Annotated in this window: 18 protein-coding genes and 1 riboswitch; of the genes, 14 read left to right on the forward strand and 4 right to left on the reverse strand. The window is 45.1% G+C overall.

The window, feature by feature from the left end; genetic code table 11:
• The 3 genes from mdtR to KHQ79_RS07750 form a co-directional block, all read right to left on the reverse strand.
• On the reverse strand, window positions 1-471 hold the full coding sequence (gene mdtR, locus KHQ79_RS07740; protein ID WP_060399445.1) for a MarR family transcriptional regulator MdtR: 471 nt from the start codon (window positions 469-471) through the stop codon (window positions 1-3).
• Window positions 472-629: 158 nt separating this feature from the next.
• Window positions 630-962: a spore coat protein gene (locus KHQ79_RS07745; RefSeq protein WP_003222766.1), complete on the reverse strand. Its 333-nt coding sequence runs from the start codon at window positions 960-962 to the stop codon at window positions 630-632.
• Between the two features lie 12 nt (window positions 963-974).
• On the reverse strand, window positions 975-1220 hold the full coding sequence (locus tag KHQ79_RS07750; protein WP_003222768.1) for a hypothetical protein: 246 nt from the start codon (window positions 1218-1220) through the stop codon (window positions 975-977).
• Between the two features lie 92 nt (window positions 1221-1312).
• Here KHQ79_RS07750 and KHQ79_RS07755 point away from each other — a divergent pair, with 92 nt between their 5' ends.
• Entirely contained in the window at window positions 1313-2221 is a 909-nt protein-coding gene (locus KHQ79_RS07755) for a proline dehydrogenase family protein (protein WP_225514696.1), read from the forward strand.
• 24 nt (window positions 2222-2245) lie between these two features.
• Here the strand turns inward: KHQ79_RS07755 and KHQ79_RS07760 are convergent, their stop codons facing one another.
• Window positions 2246-2392, reverse strand: coding sequence for a YuzL family protein (locus KHQ79_RS07760; RefSeq protein WP_003240817.1), 147 nt, complete (start codon window positions 2390-2392; stop codon window positions 2246-2248).
• Between the two features lie 173 nt (window positions 2393-2565).
• Here KHQ79_RS07760 and KHQ79_RS07765 point away from each other — a divergent pair, with 173 nt between their 5' ends.
• The 13 genes from KHQ79_RS07765 to KHQ79_RS07825 all read left to right on the forward strand — a co-directional run bounded on the left by KHQ79_RS07765 (window position 2566) and on the right by KHQ79_RS07825 (window position 13654).
• Complete coding sequence (locus KHQ79_RS07765) at window positions 2566-4935, forward strand: 3-hydroxyacyl-CoA dehydrogenase/enoyl-CoA hydratase family protein (RefSeq protein WP_225514698.1); 2370 nt, start codon at window positions 2566-2568, stop codon at window positions 4933-4935.
• Window positions 4936-4945: 10 nt separating this feature from the next.
• Complete coding sequence (locus tag KHQ79_RS07770) at window positions 4946-6121, forward strand: acetyl-CoA C-acetyltransferase (RefSeq protein ID WP_225514700.1); 1176 nt, start codon at window positions 4946-4948, stop codon at window positions 6119-6121.
• A 14-nt stretch (window positions 6122-6135) separates the two neighbouring features.
• Complete coding sequence (fadE, locus tag KHQ79_RS07775; protein ID WP_225514702.1) at window positions 6136-7920, forward strand: acyl-CoA dehydrogenase FadE; 1785 nt, start codon at window positions 6136-6138, stop codon at window positions 7918-7920.
• A 109-nt stretch (window positions 7921-8029) separates the two neighbouring features.
• Complete coding sequence (locus tag KHQ79_RS07780) at window positions 8030-8386, forward strand: arsenate reductase family protein (protein WP_003240824.1); 357 nt, start codon at window positions 8030-8032, stop codon at window positions 8384-8386.
• A gap of 66 nt (window positions 8387-8452) precedes the next feature.
• Window positions 8453-8836 (forward strand): glycine cleavage system protein GcvH, encoded by a 384-nt coding sequence (gene gcvH / locus KHQ79_RS07785; RefSeq protein ID WP_003222781.1) that lies wholly within the window; start codon window positions 8453-8455, stop codon window positions 8834-8836.
• A 55-nt stretch (window positions 8837-8891) separates the two neighbouring features.
• Window positions 8892-9128 carry a YusG family protein gene (locus KHQ79_RS07790; protein ID WP_003240826.1) on the forward strand — a complete coding sequence of 79 codons (237 nt, stop codon included), beginning with the start codon at window positions 8892-8894 and terminating at the stop codon, window positions 9126-9128.
• Between the two features lie 76 nt (window positions 9129-9204).
• A complete protein-coding gene (locus KHQ79_RS07795) occupies window positions 9205-9567 on the forward strand; it encodes a toprim domain-containing protein (protein ID WP_060400059.1) in 363 nt (120 codons plus the stop codon).
• Between the two features lies 1 nt (window position 9568).
• The gene (locus tag KHQ79_RS07800) at window positions 9569-9889 is read left to right on the forward strand and encodes a thioredoxin family protein (RefSeq protein ID WP_003222787.1); all 321 of its coding nucleotides are present in this window, start codon (window positions 9569-9571) and stop codon (window positions 9887-9889) included.
• Window positions 9890-9996: 107 nt separating this feature from the next.
• On the forward strand, window positions 9997-10341 hold the full coding sequence (locus KHQ79_RS07805) for an SCP2 sterol-binding domain-containing protein (protein ID WP_003240831.1): 345 nt from the start codon (window positions 9997-9999) through the stop codon (window positions 10339-10341).
• A 114-nt stretch (window positions 10342-10455) separates the two neighbouring features.
• Window positions 10456-10562: riboswitch (SAM riboswitch) on the forward strand.
• Window positions 10563-10667: 105 nt separating this feature from the next.
• A complete protein-coding gene (metN, locus tag KHQ79_RS07810; RefSeq protein ID WP_003240833.1) occupies window positions 10668-11693 on the forward strand; it encodes a methionine ABC transporter ATP-binding protein MetN in 1026 nt (341 codons plus the stop codon).
• Window positions 11686-12354, forward strand: coding sequence for a methionine ABC transporter permease MetP (metP, locus tag KHQ79_RS07815; protein WP_003240837.1), 669 nt, complete (start codon window positions 11686-11688; stop codon window positions 12352-12354). The genes metN and metP overlap by 8 nt, the downstream gene beginning before the upstream one ends.
• Window positions 12355-12367: 13 nt before the next feature.
• A complete protein-coding gene (gene metQ, locus KHQ79_RS07820) occupies window positions 12368-13192 on the forward strand; it encodes a methionine ABC transporter substrate-binding lipoprotein MetQ (protein ID WP_003240839.1) in 825 nt (274 codons plus the stop codon).
• An 84-nt stretch (window positions 13193-13276) separates the two neighbouring features.
• Window positions 13277-13654, forward strand: coding sequence for a carboxymuconolactone decarboxylase family protein (locus KHQ79_RS07825; RefSeq protein ID WP_003222796.1), 378 nt, complete (start codon window positions 13277-13279; stop codon window positions 13652-13654).
• The last annotated feature ends 181 nt before the right edge of the window (window positions 13655-13835 follow it).

The following is a 13835-nucleotide window of genomic DNA, read 5'->3' on the forward strand; positions in this document are numbered from 1 at the left end:
TCATCCGTTTCCTTCTTTCATATTTTGCTTTTCATCAGTTTCCGCTGCAGCCTGTGCGAGCTTTTTTGTAATATGCGCCGCCTGAAGCATTTCCTCCTCTGTCAAGAAGGAAAGGTACCGTGCCATAATGGCCTTTCTGCCTGCCAAAACCTCCTCGAACTTTCTGTCTCCTTCATCAGTAAGACTGATATCTATCACTCGCCTGTCTTTTGTGTTGTGTGTTCTGGCGATGAGATTTTTTTGTTCAAGGCGATCTGCCATTAACGTCACCGCGCTTGGCTTGACCTCCATACGCTCGGCAATTTCAGAAATTTTGAGGCTGCCGTGTTTCTTTAAGCTGGCCAGCACAAACAGCTGCGCTGGGGTGACACCTTGTTTCTCCATGCTTTCCAGCATTTCAGGCTGTATCTTTTGAAAGAGCGCCTGAAGCGATAATTGAATATCGGACATTAACTGATCCGCACTCTTCATATTCATTTCCCCTCTGTTACATACACTGTATATATATTTTGATAACAAAATAGTTAATGCTTATTAAATATAAATAAGCGTAAATGAAAAGTCAATTGATTTTACACAAAAAAAGGATAGATGTCCGAAAGAACATCGTATCCCTTTTACTGATAGTGTTATTGCTGGTATGGAGACTGCTGCTGAATGGTCTGCTGGAACTTTTGATAGGACTGCTGCAGCTTCTGGGCATCCTCCGCTTCAACAGAATACCATCCATATTGGAACATGAGGTCATACAGTTTTCTTTGCGCTTTTTGTGACTCATCAAAAATGGATTGAATATCCTGATAAAGAGACTCGTGGCTGAATTCGTGCAAGGCTGTGCAATAAGCTGTTGTCATGTATTTTTCTGTTGTCAGCAGTTCGTTGACGAAATCTCTGTCATTCATCTCCGAAGTTGTCGGTACAGGTGTCTGCGGGTTGCTGATTTTCTGATTTTGCTGATTCATTCTGGCGCCTCCTTATTGGATGTAGCCGGACTGCTGCTGGCCTGGCTGCAGATGCTTTAATATTCTTTGATAGTGATCATGATGCATGTGTCCGACGCGGTCGAGTTCTTGTTTTAACGATTGATCCTGGCACTGCTGCGCCATGAAATGCGCTTTTTTCATCGCGAGCAAATTCCAGTTCAGCATGTCATTCAGATACAAATGATCCTTTGTCGAAATAACGGAAGGTGGCATTTGAGATTGCTGCTGATTGTCCATTGTGATCCTCCTTTGATTTCTGTTCATTTTATAGTTTCCTTCAGACTGGGAGTTATATACAGGTTTTTAAGTTGACGGCGGGAGGGAGTCGGATGTTGAGACATGTGTTTTTATTCTTATCAAAAAATAAAACACTTACCAAGTTCGCAAAAGCATACGGAACGCGGCTTGGAGCACGAAGGTTTGTCGCAGGGGATACAATTGAATCGGCGGTTAAGACCGTCAAAAGGCTAAACAGATCCGGTTTGTGTGCAACAATTGATTATTTAGGCGAGTATGCCGCTTCGGAAAAAGAAGCGAATCAAGTCGCAGAGGAATGCAAAAAAGCTATTCAAGCCATTGCTGAACACCAATTGGACTCAGAACTTTCATTAAAGCTGACATCAATCGGGCTCGATCTTTCAGAAGAACTTGCCCTTTCTCATTTGCGTGCTATTCTATCTGCTGCGAAGCAATATGGTGTTGCTGTGACCATTGATATGGAAGACTATTCTCATTATGAACAGACACTTGCCATCTACAGGCAATGCAAACAGGAATTTGAGATGCTCGGCACGGTGATTCAGGCATATCTGTACCGGGCGGCAGAAGATATCAGACATATGCGCGATCTAAAGCCGATTCTCAGGCTCGTGAAAGGTGCGTATAAAGAATCTGCGGCTGTAGCGTTTCCTGACAAAAAAGGAACAGACCTTCATTTTCAAAGCTTAATAAAGCTGCAGCTGTTAAGCGGGAACTACACGGCTGTCGCCACACATGACGATGATATCATTGCGTTTACGAAACAGCTCGTTGCTGAACATCATATCCCAGCGTCACAATTTGAGTTTCAAATGCTGTACGGCATCAGGCCGGAGCGGCAGAAGGAACTTGCCAAGGAAGGGTACAGAATGCGTGTGTATGTCCCATATGGAACGGACTGGTTCAGCTACTTTATGAGAAGAATTGCCGAACGGCCCGCCAATGCAGCGTTTGTGTTAAAAGGAATCTTGAAAAAGTGAAAGCAGCCGCGAGAAGCAGCTGCGTCATGATTGTTCCATGTTATGTTTTTTATACTGCTGATTTTGACTTGTCCGTTTTCCGCCGCCGTAATGCTGGGTCGGACCGGCGTCTCCTTTTACGCTAGCCGCGCTGACTGCCGCTGAAGACGGATTTTTTTTCTCTCGCACCATTCCCTTCACCTCCGGGCTTAAGTTGCCCGTCTTTTATACGCTTCATTCAAAAAATAACAAATTAGCTATTGAAGTCGAACCGGAAATCTTTTAAGATGAAAGAAGAAACGGGTTTCATTTTTTTTGGTCAAAAAATGAATGACTATTCATTCAATGTTCAAGGGGGATGTCTCATGCACAAACACATTCGGAAGGCAGCCGTTTTAGGATCGGGGGTAATGGGTTCCGGGATTGCAGCGCATTTGGCTAACATCGGAATTCCTGTCCTGCTGCTAGATATTGTGCCGAACGATTTGACAAAGGAAGAGAAAAAAAGGGGGCTGACGAAGGACAGTCCGGAGGTGCGCAGCAGGCTGAGCCGGCAGGCAGTGAAAAAACTGCTGAAACAAAAGCCGGCTCCCCTTACATCAGCAAAAAATACCTCCTATATCACTCCAGGCAATCTGGAGGATGATGCAGCAAAGCTGAAAGAAGCAGATTGGATTATTGAGGTCGTTGTCGAAAACCTAGAGGTCAAAAAGCAAATTTTCGCTCTTGTGGATGAACATCGAAAGCCTGGAAGCATTGTTTCAAGCAACACATCCGGCATATCAGTGCAAGAAATGGCAGAAGGCAGATCGGATGATTTTAAAACCCATTTTCTCGGAACACACTTTTTTAATCCCGCCCGCTATTTAAAGCTGCTGGAGATCATTCCGATTAAGGAAACGGACCCTGATATTTTAACGTTTATGGCATCCTTCGGTGAAAATGTCCTCGGTAAAGGCGTTGTTACAGCAAAGGACACACCGAACTTTATCGCAAACCGCATCGGAACGTACGGGCTTCTCGTTACAGTCCAAGAAATGCTGAAAGGCGGCTATCAGGTCGGGGAGGTTGATTCAATCACAGGCCCGCTGATCGGAAGACCGAAAAGCGCGACCTTCAGAACGCTTGATGTTGTCGGGCTCGATACATTCGCCCACGTCGCTCGAAATGTGTATGACAAAGCGGATGGTGACGAGAAAGAAGTGTTCCGCCTGCCAGGCTTCATGAACGATATGCTGCAGAAAGGGTGGATCGGAAGCAAGGCTGGCCAAGGCTTTTATAAAAAAGAAGGAAAAACGATTTATGAGCTTGATCCAGTGACGCTTACTTACGGCGAGCGGACAAAAATGAAAACAGCCTCACTTGAAGCAGCAAAACAGGCAAAAGGGACAAAAGCCAAAATGAAAGCGCTTATTTACTCGGATGACAGGGCAGGTAGGCTGCTGTGGAATATCACATCTCAAACCTTGCTTTACTCAGCCGAACTGCTTGGTGAGATTGCTGATGATATTCATGCGATTGACCAAGCCATGAAGTGGGGTTTTGGCTGGGAGCTGGGCCCATTTGAAATGTGGGATGCCATAGGCCTCAAGCGATCGGCGGAAAAGCTTGAGCAGCTTGGAGCAGATGTGCCTGGCTGGATCAAAGACATGCTGGACAAAGGAAATGAAACCTTCTACATCAAAGAGAACGGAACGGTATTTTATTATGACCGCGGCGAATACAGAGCCGTGAAAGAAAACAAGAAACGGATTCATTTACAAGCGCTCAAGGAAACAAACGGCGTGATTGCGAAAAACAGCGGAGCAAGCCTGATCGATCTTGGAGATGATGTGGCCCTTCTTGAATTTCATTCGAAAAGCAATGCGATCGGCCTTGATATCATACAAATGATCAACAAAGCGTTAGAGGAAACAGAGCGGAACTACAAAGGTCTTGTCATCGGGAATCAAGGAAAAAATTTCTGCGTCGGTGCGAATCTTGGCATGATCCTAATGGAAGTCCAAGATGACAACTATTTGGAAGTTGATTTCGTGATACGCCGTTTCCAGGAGACGATGATGAAGATCAAATACAGTGCGAAACCGGTTGTCGCCGCTCCATTTGGCATGACGCTCGGTGGAGGAACGGAAGTGTGCCTGCCGGCGGCGCGCATTCAAGCAGCAAGCGAAGCCTATATGGGACTTGTGGAATCCGGTGTCGGCCTCATCCCTGGCGGAGGAGGAAACAAAGAGCTGTACATCAACCATCTTCACCGCGGTCTTGATCCGATGAATGCGGCAATGAAAACATTTGAAACGATTGCGATGGCGAAAGTGTCCGCTTCCGCCCAAGAGGCTCGAGAGATGAACATCTTAAAAGAAACAGATCACATCAGTATAAATCAGGACCACCTGCTGTATGATGCAAAGCAGCTTGCCGCATCTTTATACGACACCGGCTGGCGGCCGCCAGTAAAGAAAAAGGTCAAAGTGGCGGGCGAAACCGGTTATGCGGCACTCTTGCTTGGCGCCGAGCAAATGAAACTGTCCGGCTATATATCTGAGCATGATTTCAAGATCGCGAAAAAACTCGCTTATGTCATTGCCGGCGGAAAAGTGCCGTTCGGTACTGAGGTTGATGAAGAGTATTTATTGGAGATCGAGAGAGAGGCGTTTTTGAGTTTGGCTGGAGAGGCGAAATCTCAAGCGAGAATGCAGCATATGCTTGTGAAAGGTAAACCTTTACGGAATTAGGAGGGAGCTTATGAAAGAGGCAGTCATTGTGTCAGGTGCAAGAACACCGGTTGGGAAAGCAAAAAAAGGATCGCTGGCCACCGTTCGCCCGGATGATTTGGGAGCGATTTGCGTAAAAGAAACACTGAAACGGGCAGGCGGCTACGAAGGCAATATTGACGACTTGATTATCGGCTGTGCGACACCTGAAGCAGAACAGGGGCTTAATATGGCGAGAAATATCGGCGCGCTCGCGGGCCTGCCGTACACGGTCCCGGCGATTACAGTCAATCGCTACTGCTCTTCAGGTCTTCAGTCCATCGCTTATGCGGCAGAAAAGATTATGCTCGGCGCCTACGATACAGCGATCGCGGGCGGAGCAGAATCCATGTCGCAGGTTCCGATGATGGGGCATGTGACCCGTCCGAACCTCGCATTGGCAGAAAAGGCGCCGGAATATTACATGAGCATGGGCCACACGGCCGAGCAGGTCGCGAAAAAATACGGCGTCTCCCGCGAGGATCAGGATGCGTTTGCTGTTCGCAGCCACCAGAACGCGGCCAAAGCCCTTGCAGAGGGAAAATTTAAAGACGAGATTGTACCCGTCGAAGTGACGGTGACAGAAATCGGAGACAACCATAAGCCGCAGGAAAAACAGTTTGTGTTTTCACAGGATGAAGGCGTTCGCCCGCAAACGGCAGCCGACATCTTAGCGACATTGCGCCCGGCTTTTTCCGTTGACGGAACGGTTACTGCGGGCAACTCCTCGCAGACGAGTGACGGAGCGGCGGCTGTCATGCTGATGGACCGGGAAAAGGCTGATGCGCTGGGATTAGCCCCGCTTGTGAAATTCCGCTCCTTTGCCGTAGGCGGCGTACCGCCGGAAGTGATGGGCATCGGTCCGGTGGAAGCCATTCCGCGTGCCTTAAAACTTGCCGGGCTTCAACTGCAGGACATCGGCTTGTTTGAACTGAACGAAGCTTTTGCATCACAGGCCATTCAAGTCATCAGAGAGCTGGGAATTGATGAAGAAAAAGTGAATGTCAACGGGGGCGCAATCGCACTCGGACACCCGCTTGGCTGTACGGGCACAAAGCTTACACTCTCATTGATTCATGAAATGAAACGGAGAAACGAGCAATTTGGAGTCGTCACAATGTGTATCGGCGGCGGGATGGGAGCGGCCGGTGTATTTGAATTATGCTAAAGGGGGAAAAACAAATGGTAAAAAAAGCGGCTGAAGTACAAAAAGGCGGCGGTTTCTTAATCGAGGATGTCACATACGACCAAATGTATACACCGGAGGATTTCACTGACGAGCATAAAATGATTGCGAAAACAACAGAGGATTACATTGAGCAAGATGTTCTCCCTCATATAGATGATATCGAAAACCATCAGTTCGAGCATTCCGTCAGGCTGTTGAAGAAAGCGGGCGAACTGGGACTGCTTGGCGCTGATGTGCCGGAGGAATACGGAGGCCTCGGTCTTGATAAAATCAGCTCGGCACTCATCACTGAAAAATTTTCGCGTGCGGGAAGCTTTTCGCTTTCTTATGGGGCGCATGTCGGCATCGGTTCCTTGCCGATCGTCTTTTTCGGATCAGAAGAACAAAAGAAAAAATATTTGCCCGGGCTCGCTTCAGGCGAAAAGATCGCGGCTTATGCATTGACTGAGCCGGGCTCTGGCTCTGATGCGCTTGGAGCAAAAACAACAGCCGTGCTGAATGAAGCGGGAACCCATTACGTATTAACCGGGGAAAAACAGTGGATTACCAACTCTGCCTTTGCTGATGTATTTGTCGTTTACGCTAAGGTGGACGGCGAAAAGTTCTCGGCCTTTATTGTAGAAAAAGATTTCCCGGGAGTATCCACGGGTCCGGAAGAAAAGAAAATGGGGATTAAAGGATCATCGACAAGAACCCTCATTCTGGATCAAGCTGAAGTCCCAAAAGAAAACCTGCTTGGAGAAATCGGCAAAGGGCATATCATCGCCTTTAATATTTTAAATATCGGCCGCTACAAACTGGCGGTTGGCACAATCGGCGCGTCTAAGCGGGTAATCGAGCTCTCTGCGGCATACGCAAATCAGCGCCGCCAATTTAAAACGCCGATTGCAGCCTTTTCGCTGACACAGGAAAAAATGGCGACAATGGCATCGAGGCTGTACGCGATGGAAAGCTCTGTGTACAGAACCGTCGGGCTGTTTGAAGACAATATGAGCCAGTTTACAGCCGAAGATCTCAAGGACGGACGGCAAATTGCCAAGTCAATTGCTGAATATGCCATCGAATGCTCTCTGAATAAGGTATTCGGCTCTGAAACGCTTGATTATATCGTTGATGAAGGTGTGCAGATTCATGGAGGCTACGGTTTTATGCAGGAGTACGAAGTAGAAAGAGCCTATAGGGATTCAAGGATCAATCGGATTTTTGAAGGCACAAACGAAATCAACCGGTTGATCGTGCCAAGCACCTTCCTGAAAAAAGCGCTCAAAGGCGAGCTCCCTCTATTTGAAAAAGCACAATCACTGCAGGAAGAACTCATGATGCTTATGCCTGAGGAGCCTGGCATCGGCGTTTTAGAGCAGGAGAAATATATCGTCAAGCAAGCCAAAAAAATCGCGCTATTCGCCGCTGGCCTTGCTGCACAAAAATACGGAAAAGCCATCGATCGCGAACAAGAAATTCTCGTAAACGTCGCGGATATCGTCAGCAATGTGTACGCAATGGAATCAGCCGTGCTCAGAACGGAAAAGGCCATTGCCGCACAAGGTGCAGAAAAAGCAGCGCAAAAGGTGCTGTATACGGAAATTTTCGTTCAGGAAGCCTTTAACGAAATTGAAGCGCACGCGAAGGAGTCCCTCATCGCAATGGAAGAAGGAGATTCACTCCGCATGATGCTTTCCGCTCTGCGCAAGCTGACGCGCGTAACGCCTAAAAACGTCATTCAGAAAAAGCGCGAAGCGGCAGCGGGCATTTTTGAAGCTGAAAAATATATTGTCTGATTGCCCAAGAGCTCCGCATGTGCGGAGCTTTTTTTAAGAAGCACCGTTTTAGGTTTTTAAAACAAACTGTGTTAAAATAACCTCGATTATTTTATTGAGGGGGAAGAAGATGTCGTTAACTTTTTACTGGTACCCTAAATGCGGAACGTGCCGCAAAGCAAAGAAATGGCTTGAAGAGCATGGGAAAGAAATAAACGAAATACATATTGCAGAGCAGCCTCCAAGTAAAGAAGAACTAAAAGCGATTTATGAAAAAAGCGGGCTGGATCTCAAGAAATTTTTCAACACGAGCGGCATGAAATACCGCGAGCTGAATCTCAAGGAAAAGCTGTATCATATGTCGGAGGATGAACAGCTTGAACTGCTGGCTTCAGACGGAATGCTGATCAAACGCCCGCTTACAACAGACGGCGAAAAAGTGACAGTCGGTTTTAAAGAAGAGCAATTTGAAGAAAACTGGGCTTAATGTAAATTTTTTTCGAAAAGTGTGGTATCTTCTTATTGTAGTGCTGTAAAAAATGGAGGGATTCAATTGAGCATACCTAAAGATTTGCGTTACTCAGGAGAACACGAGTGGGTAAAAGTTGAAGGAGAAAAAGCCAGAATCGGGATTACGCATTTTGCCCAGTCCGAGCTAGGCGACATCGTGTTTGTCGAACTTCCTGAAGTTGGCGCTGAAATCAAAGCGGACGAGCCATTCGGCAGTGTTGAATCCGTTAAAACGGTATCTGAGCTTTATGCACCGATTAACGGAACTGTTGTAGAAGTAAACGAAGATCTTGATGACAGTCCGGAATTCGTTAACGAATCTCCGTACGAAAAAGCATGGATGATCGTCGTTGAGCCGTCTGACGCTTCTGAAATTGAAAAACTGATGACAGCAGAGCAATACGAAGAGATGACACAAGAAGACTAAAACAGGATAGCTGTAAAGGCAATTGGACACGCTAACGTTATGGGAGGTGTCCAATATGGCTTTCAGCAAACAAAAGCTCGATGTTACCAATGATGTGACAGGCCGCTTTCAAAATGGCCGGCTCTCGTTATATCATGATAATGAGATGATCGGCCAAATGACAAGCATGGATGAATATGAGCTAAAATCCGGTTATTCCTTTGAAAATGAGAAATTTTATAAGACAGCCGATGTGGTCTCGGGAAACGACGAAAAATATGTGGATTGTGACTACGAAAACGGCTGGTGTTAATGTGGCGGTGAATTTCACTGCCTTCTTTTACAATCTGAACGTTTCAAATTTGACGCGGCAGGTGAAGAAGATGAAGATGGAAGAGCTGGAAAAGGTTATGATTGTCGAAGGGAAATCAGATAAAGAGAAAATCGAAAGCGTCCTAAATGAACCAGTGCGCATTATCTGCACAAACGGAACAATCAGCCAGCTGAAGCTTGAGGAATTGGCTGACGAGCTTTACGATAAAGACGTCTATATATTAGTTGATGCTGATGAATCAGGCGAGAAATTGAGAAAACAGCTGAAAAGAGAATTTAATGAAGCCTGCCATTTACATATCGACAAAGCCTATAAGGAAGTGGCCGCTGCGCCCAGACACCATGTCGCCGCTGTATTGCTGCGCGCGAATTTGAATGTCCATACTATTTTTCTTGAAAGAAAGTCCCGAGGTGTATAGCATGAAAGAACTCCAAGAACACGAGCTTGAGCACATTGCTGATGATGTGTATCTCCTATATTTATATACTCCGTTTTGCGGCACCTGCCAGCTTGCAAGCAAAATGCTGACAGTGGTGAAAGAAATGCTGCCCGATGTCGCCTTCTATAAAAACAATGTCAATTACTCTCCGACATTCGCAAAAGCGTATCAAATTGAAAGTGTCCCTTGTTTTCTGCTGTTTAAAGGCGGAAAAGTGGTCGAAAGGGGATATGCGTTTCATTCCGTTTCTTATTTATATGAGCTGATCAAACAAAAATCATCTTCCGCATCCCATTTATGACATATTTCTCAACACATTTCAATGAAATTGTCGTTCATTTTATAAAGGGGTTCTTGCGCCAGAAAGAGAAATGTGTATGTATGACCAACAAATAGGAGGTTGTACATATGGAGAAAGCGGAAGTTTTAGAAGATGAGTATCAGCATCTGTTTTTAAAACCCCTTTTGAACGCTTCAACATTGCTCATTACCTTCCAAGGAGAAACAGAAGCCTTAACCGTCTCAATAAACGAACAGGGAGAAATGAAAAAAATTTCTCCGCCCCAAACGTCCAACCTGACCTTTTACGGAAACCAAGCAGAAATCATTCATTTATTGCACGGAGACATTTCCCTTCAGCACCTGATCCAGAGCGGAAGACTAAAAGTGAAGGGGTCATTCAGAGCCCTGTTAAAACTAGAAGCCATTCTCTGGCTGACAAATGGATTTTTTCAGAGGATTTTGAAAAATTAAAAAATAGGAAATTATTATAATAGTAAAAGTTGACATCATTTATTTTATTGACATTTAATCATTCGCCATGCTATTCTACATTAAGAATTTCCGGACGAAAAAGACTATATATTTCTCTTATCAAGAGAGGTGGAGGGAAGTGCCCTATGAAGCCCGGCAACCATCAACGCTGTTGAAATGGTGCCAATTCACACGAAGCGTTCAGCTTTGAAAGATGAGAGAAAGGCATTTTCTATAAGCCTTTCTGCTCAAGTGTGCAGAAAGGCTTTTCTTTTGCAGAAAAACCCGGAAGATTTCTTAGAATAGTGTTAAGGCAGGTGATTGCTTTGATCAATCTTCAAAATGTTTCAAAAGTTTATAAGTCGAAACATGGAGATGTCAATGCTGTCCAAAATGTCTCGCTTTCCATTAAAAAAGGTGAGATTTTTGGAATTATAGGATATAGCGGAGCAGGTAAAAGTTCCTTAATCCGTCTGCTGAACGGCCTTGAGAAACCAACCTCAGGAACCGTGGAAGTGGCGGGAACCAAGATTAATGAAGTAAATGGACGCGGTTTAAGAAAAGCACGCCATGAAATCAGTATGATTTTCCAGCATTTCAATTTGCTTTGGTCGCGGACCGTCAGAGATAATATCATGTTTCCTTTAGAAATTGCCGGGGTGAAAAAGAGCGAGCGGATCAAGCGCGCCAATGAACTGATTAAACTGGTAGGTTTAGAAGGAAAAGAAAAATCTTACCCGTCTCAGCTGAGCGGCGGGCAAAAGCAGCGTGTCGGAATCGCCAGAGCGCTTGCAAACAATCCGAAGGTTCTCCTTTGTGATGAAGCGACATCAGCATTAGATCCGCAAACGACAGATTCAATTTTGGATTTGTTGTCCGATATTAATGAAAGACTCGGTTTGACGATTGTGCTGATCACACACGAAATGCATGTGATCCGCAAAATCTGCAACAGAGTCGCTGTCATGGAAAACGGAAAGGTTGTTGAAGAAGGCGAAGTTCTCGATGTCTTCAAAAATCCGAAGGAAGAAATGACAAAACGATTTGTTCAGCAGGTGACAGAACCGGAAGAAACGAAAGAAACGCTTCAGCACCTTCTTGATGAAACAGCATCAGGAAAAACGGTTCAGCTCACATTTGTCGGCGATTCAGCTGAACAGCCTCTGATTACAGAGATGATCAGAAACTTTAATATCAGTGTCAATATTCTGCAAGGGAAAATCTCGCAGACGAAGGATGGGGCGTACGGCTCACTGTTCATCCACATTGACGGAGACGAGGAAGAAGTACACAACGTGATCCGGTTTATTAATGACAAACAGGTGAAAGCAGAGGTGATCACGAATGTTTGAAAAATACTTCCCGAACGTTGATTTAACTGAATTGTGGAACGCGACATATGAAACACTTTATATGACGCTGATCTCTTTACTGTTTGCCTTTGTCATCGGGGTGATCCTCGGTTTGCTGCTCTTCCTGACAAGCAAAGGGAGCCTTTGGCAGAATAAAGCAGTCAACTCTGTAATTGCGGCCATTGTCAACATATTCAGATCGATTCCGTTCCTCATTTTAATTATTTTACTGCTAGGGTTTACGAAGTTTTTAGTCGGCACCATCTTAGGGCCAAATGCCGCATTGCCGGCCTTGGTTATCGGCTCTGCACCGTTTTACGCGCGTCTTGCTGAAATCGCGCTTCGCGAGGTGGATAAAGGTGTTATTGAAGCTGCTAAATCAATGGGCGCTAAAACGTCTACAATTATTTTCAAAGTGCTGCTTCCGGAGTCGATGCCGGCTCTGATTTCTGGTATTACGGTTACGGCCATCGCATTGATCGGCTCAACGGCAATTGCCGGTGCCATCGGTTCAGGAGGCCTTGGAAACCTTGCGTACGTAGAAGGCTATCAGTCTAATAATACTGATGTTACCTTCGTTGCTACTGTGTTTATTTTAATCATCGTATTTATTATTCAAATCATCGGTGATGTCATAACAAATATTATAGACAAACGATAAGGGAGGATTTACATTGAAAAAGCTATTTTTGGGTGCATTATTGCTTGTATTTGCAGGAGTTATGGCTGCCTGCGGTTCGAATAACGGCGCTGAATCCGGCAAGAAAGAAATTGTCGTTGCGGCAACAAAAACACCGCATGCGGAAATTTTAAAAGAAGCTGAACCACTGCTGAAAGAAAAAGGCTACACGCTGAAAGTGAAAGTGCTTAGTGATTACAAGATGTACAACAAAGCTTTATCTGATAAAGAAGTGGATGCGAACTACTTCCAGCACATTCCTTACCTTGAGCAAGAAATGAAAGAAAACACAGATTACAAACTTGTGAATGCCGGTGCTGTTCACTTAGAGCCATTCGGTATTTACTCTAAAAAATACAAATCATTAAAAGACCTTCCAGACGGTGCGACAATTATCCTGACAAACAACGTTGCTGAACAAGGTCGTATGCTTGCAATGCTTGAAAACGCAGGATTAATCACACTTGATTCTAAAGTGGAAGCAGTTGACGCAACTTTGAAAGACATTAAGAAAAACCCGAAAAACCTTGAGTTCAAAAAAGTAGCGCCTGAATTAACAGCAAAAGCATATGATAACAAAGAAGGAGACGCGGTCTTCATCAATGTAAACTATGCGATCCAAAATAAATTAAATCCTAAAAAAGACGCGATTGAAGTAGAATCAACGAAAAACAACCCATACGCTAACATCGTCGCAGTAAGAAAAGGCGAAGAAGATTCTGCAAAAATCAAAGCGCTGATGGAAGTTCTTCACTCTAAAGAGATCAAAGACTTCATCGACAAAAAATACGACGGAGCTGTGCTTCCTGTATCTGAATAAGACTGAAACCCCGGATGAGAAATCCGGGGTTTTTTTCGGGTATTTTCCTAAAAGCTGTTCATAATAAAAAGGAATGTTAAACAGATGGAGGGATTTTCTTTGAATCAAGACAGAGGAAGCATGCAGGACGCGCTAAAACAGTATAAATTAGGTTTAGGCACATTTGAACAAAAGATGCCGCTGATGGGAAGAAAGTTTAACGAGTTTACTGAACAATGCTTTGCCGGCAATTCTCTGACTGAAAGAGAAAAACAGCTGATCGCCCTCGGAATCGCCATCAATGCCCAGGATGAATATTGCATGATCTATCACACAAAAGGCTGTCTTGATGAGGGAGCGACAGAAGAAAACATTCTCGAAGCCGTCAGTGTTGCAGCGGCATTTGGAGGCGGCGCGGCTCTAAGCCAAGGCGTGACAGTCGTCCAGCAGTGCATAGAGGAATTCGGAAACACCACTCATTAAGAGAAGGAATATTCCGAAAAACCATTCTCATTTGATCTAAAAGGATGCTTTCGTCTCATCTGCCGCTATTTCGAGCCATATCCTTTTTGCGGCATCCATCTCAGCGCTGATACAATTGAAGCAAATATATGAAGGGATTGATTCATTATTTGCAGCAGCCAGGACAGACTGGACCTCGATT

This window comes from Bacillus sp. TSO22 (assembly GCF_020223595.1).
GTDB lineage: Bacteria > Bacillota > Bacilli > Bacillales > Bacillaceae > Bacillus > Bacillus inaquosorum.

Bases quoted from the DNA above. Each gene is read 5' to 3' on its own strand.
- KHQ79_RS07755 (WP_225514696.1), top strand. From the start codon at position 1,313: ATGTTGAGACATGTGTTTTTATTCTTATCAAAAAATAAAACACTTACC.
- KHQ79_RS07750 (WP_003222768.1), bottom strand. From the start codon at position 1,220: ATGGACAATCAGCAGCAATCTCAAATGCCACCTTCCGTTATTTCGACA.
- KHQ79_RS07760 (WP_003240817.1), bottom strand. From the start codon at position 2,392: ATGGTGCGAGAGAAAAAAAATCCGTCTTCAGCGGCAGTCAGCGCGGCT.
- KHQ79_RS07765 (WP_225514698.1), top strand. From the start codon at position 2,566: ATGCACAAACACATTCGGAAGGCAGCCGTTTTAGGATCGGGGGTAATG.
- KHQ79_RS07795 (WP_060400059.1), top strand. From the start codon at position 9,205: ATGGAAGAGCTGGAAAAGGTTATGATTGTCGAAGGGAAATCAGATAAA.
- KHQ79_RS07805 (WP_003240831.1), top strand. From the start codon at position 9,997: ATGGAGAAAGCGGAAGTTTTAGAAGATGAGTATCAGCATCTGTTTTTA.
- mdtR (WP_060399445.1), bottom strand. From the start codon at position 471: ATGAAGAGTGCGGATCAGTTAATGTCCGATATTCAATTATCGCTTCAG.
- KHQ79_RS07770 (WP_225514700.1), top strand. From the start codon at position 4,946: ATGAAAGAGGCAGTCATTGTGTCAGGTGCAAGAACACCGGTTGGGAAA.
- KHQ79_RS07825 (WP_003222796.1), top strand. From the start codon at position 13,277: ATGGAGGGATTTTCTTTGAATCAAGACAGAGGAAGCATGCAGGACGCG.
- KHQ79_RS07780 (WP_003240824.1), top strand. From the start codon at position 8,030: ATGTCGTTAACTTTTTACTGGTACCCTAAATGCGGAACGTGCCGCAAA.
- KHQ79_RS07745 (WP_003222766.1), bottom strand. From the start codon at position 962: ATGAATCAGCAAAATCAGAAAATCAGCAACCCGCAGACACCTGTACCG.
- fadE (WP_225514702.1), top strand. From the start codon at position 6,136: ATGGTAAAAAAAGCGGCTGAAGTACAAAAAGGCGGCGGTTTCTTAATC.
- KHQ79_RS07790 (WP_003240826.1), top strand. From the start codon at position 8,892: ATGGCTTTCAGCAAACAAAAGCTCGATGTTACCAATGATGTGACAGGC.
- metP (WP_003240837.1), top strand. From the start codon at position 11,686: ATGTTTGAAAAATACTTCCCGAACGTTGATTTAACTGAATTGTGGAAC.
- KHQ79_RS07800 (WP_003222787.1), top strand. From the start codon at position 9,569: ATGAAAGAACTCCAAGAACACGAGCTTGAGCACATTGCTGATGATGTG.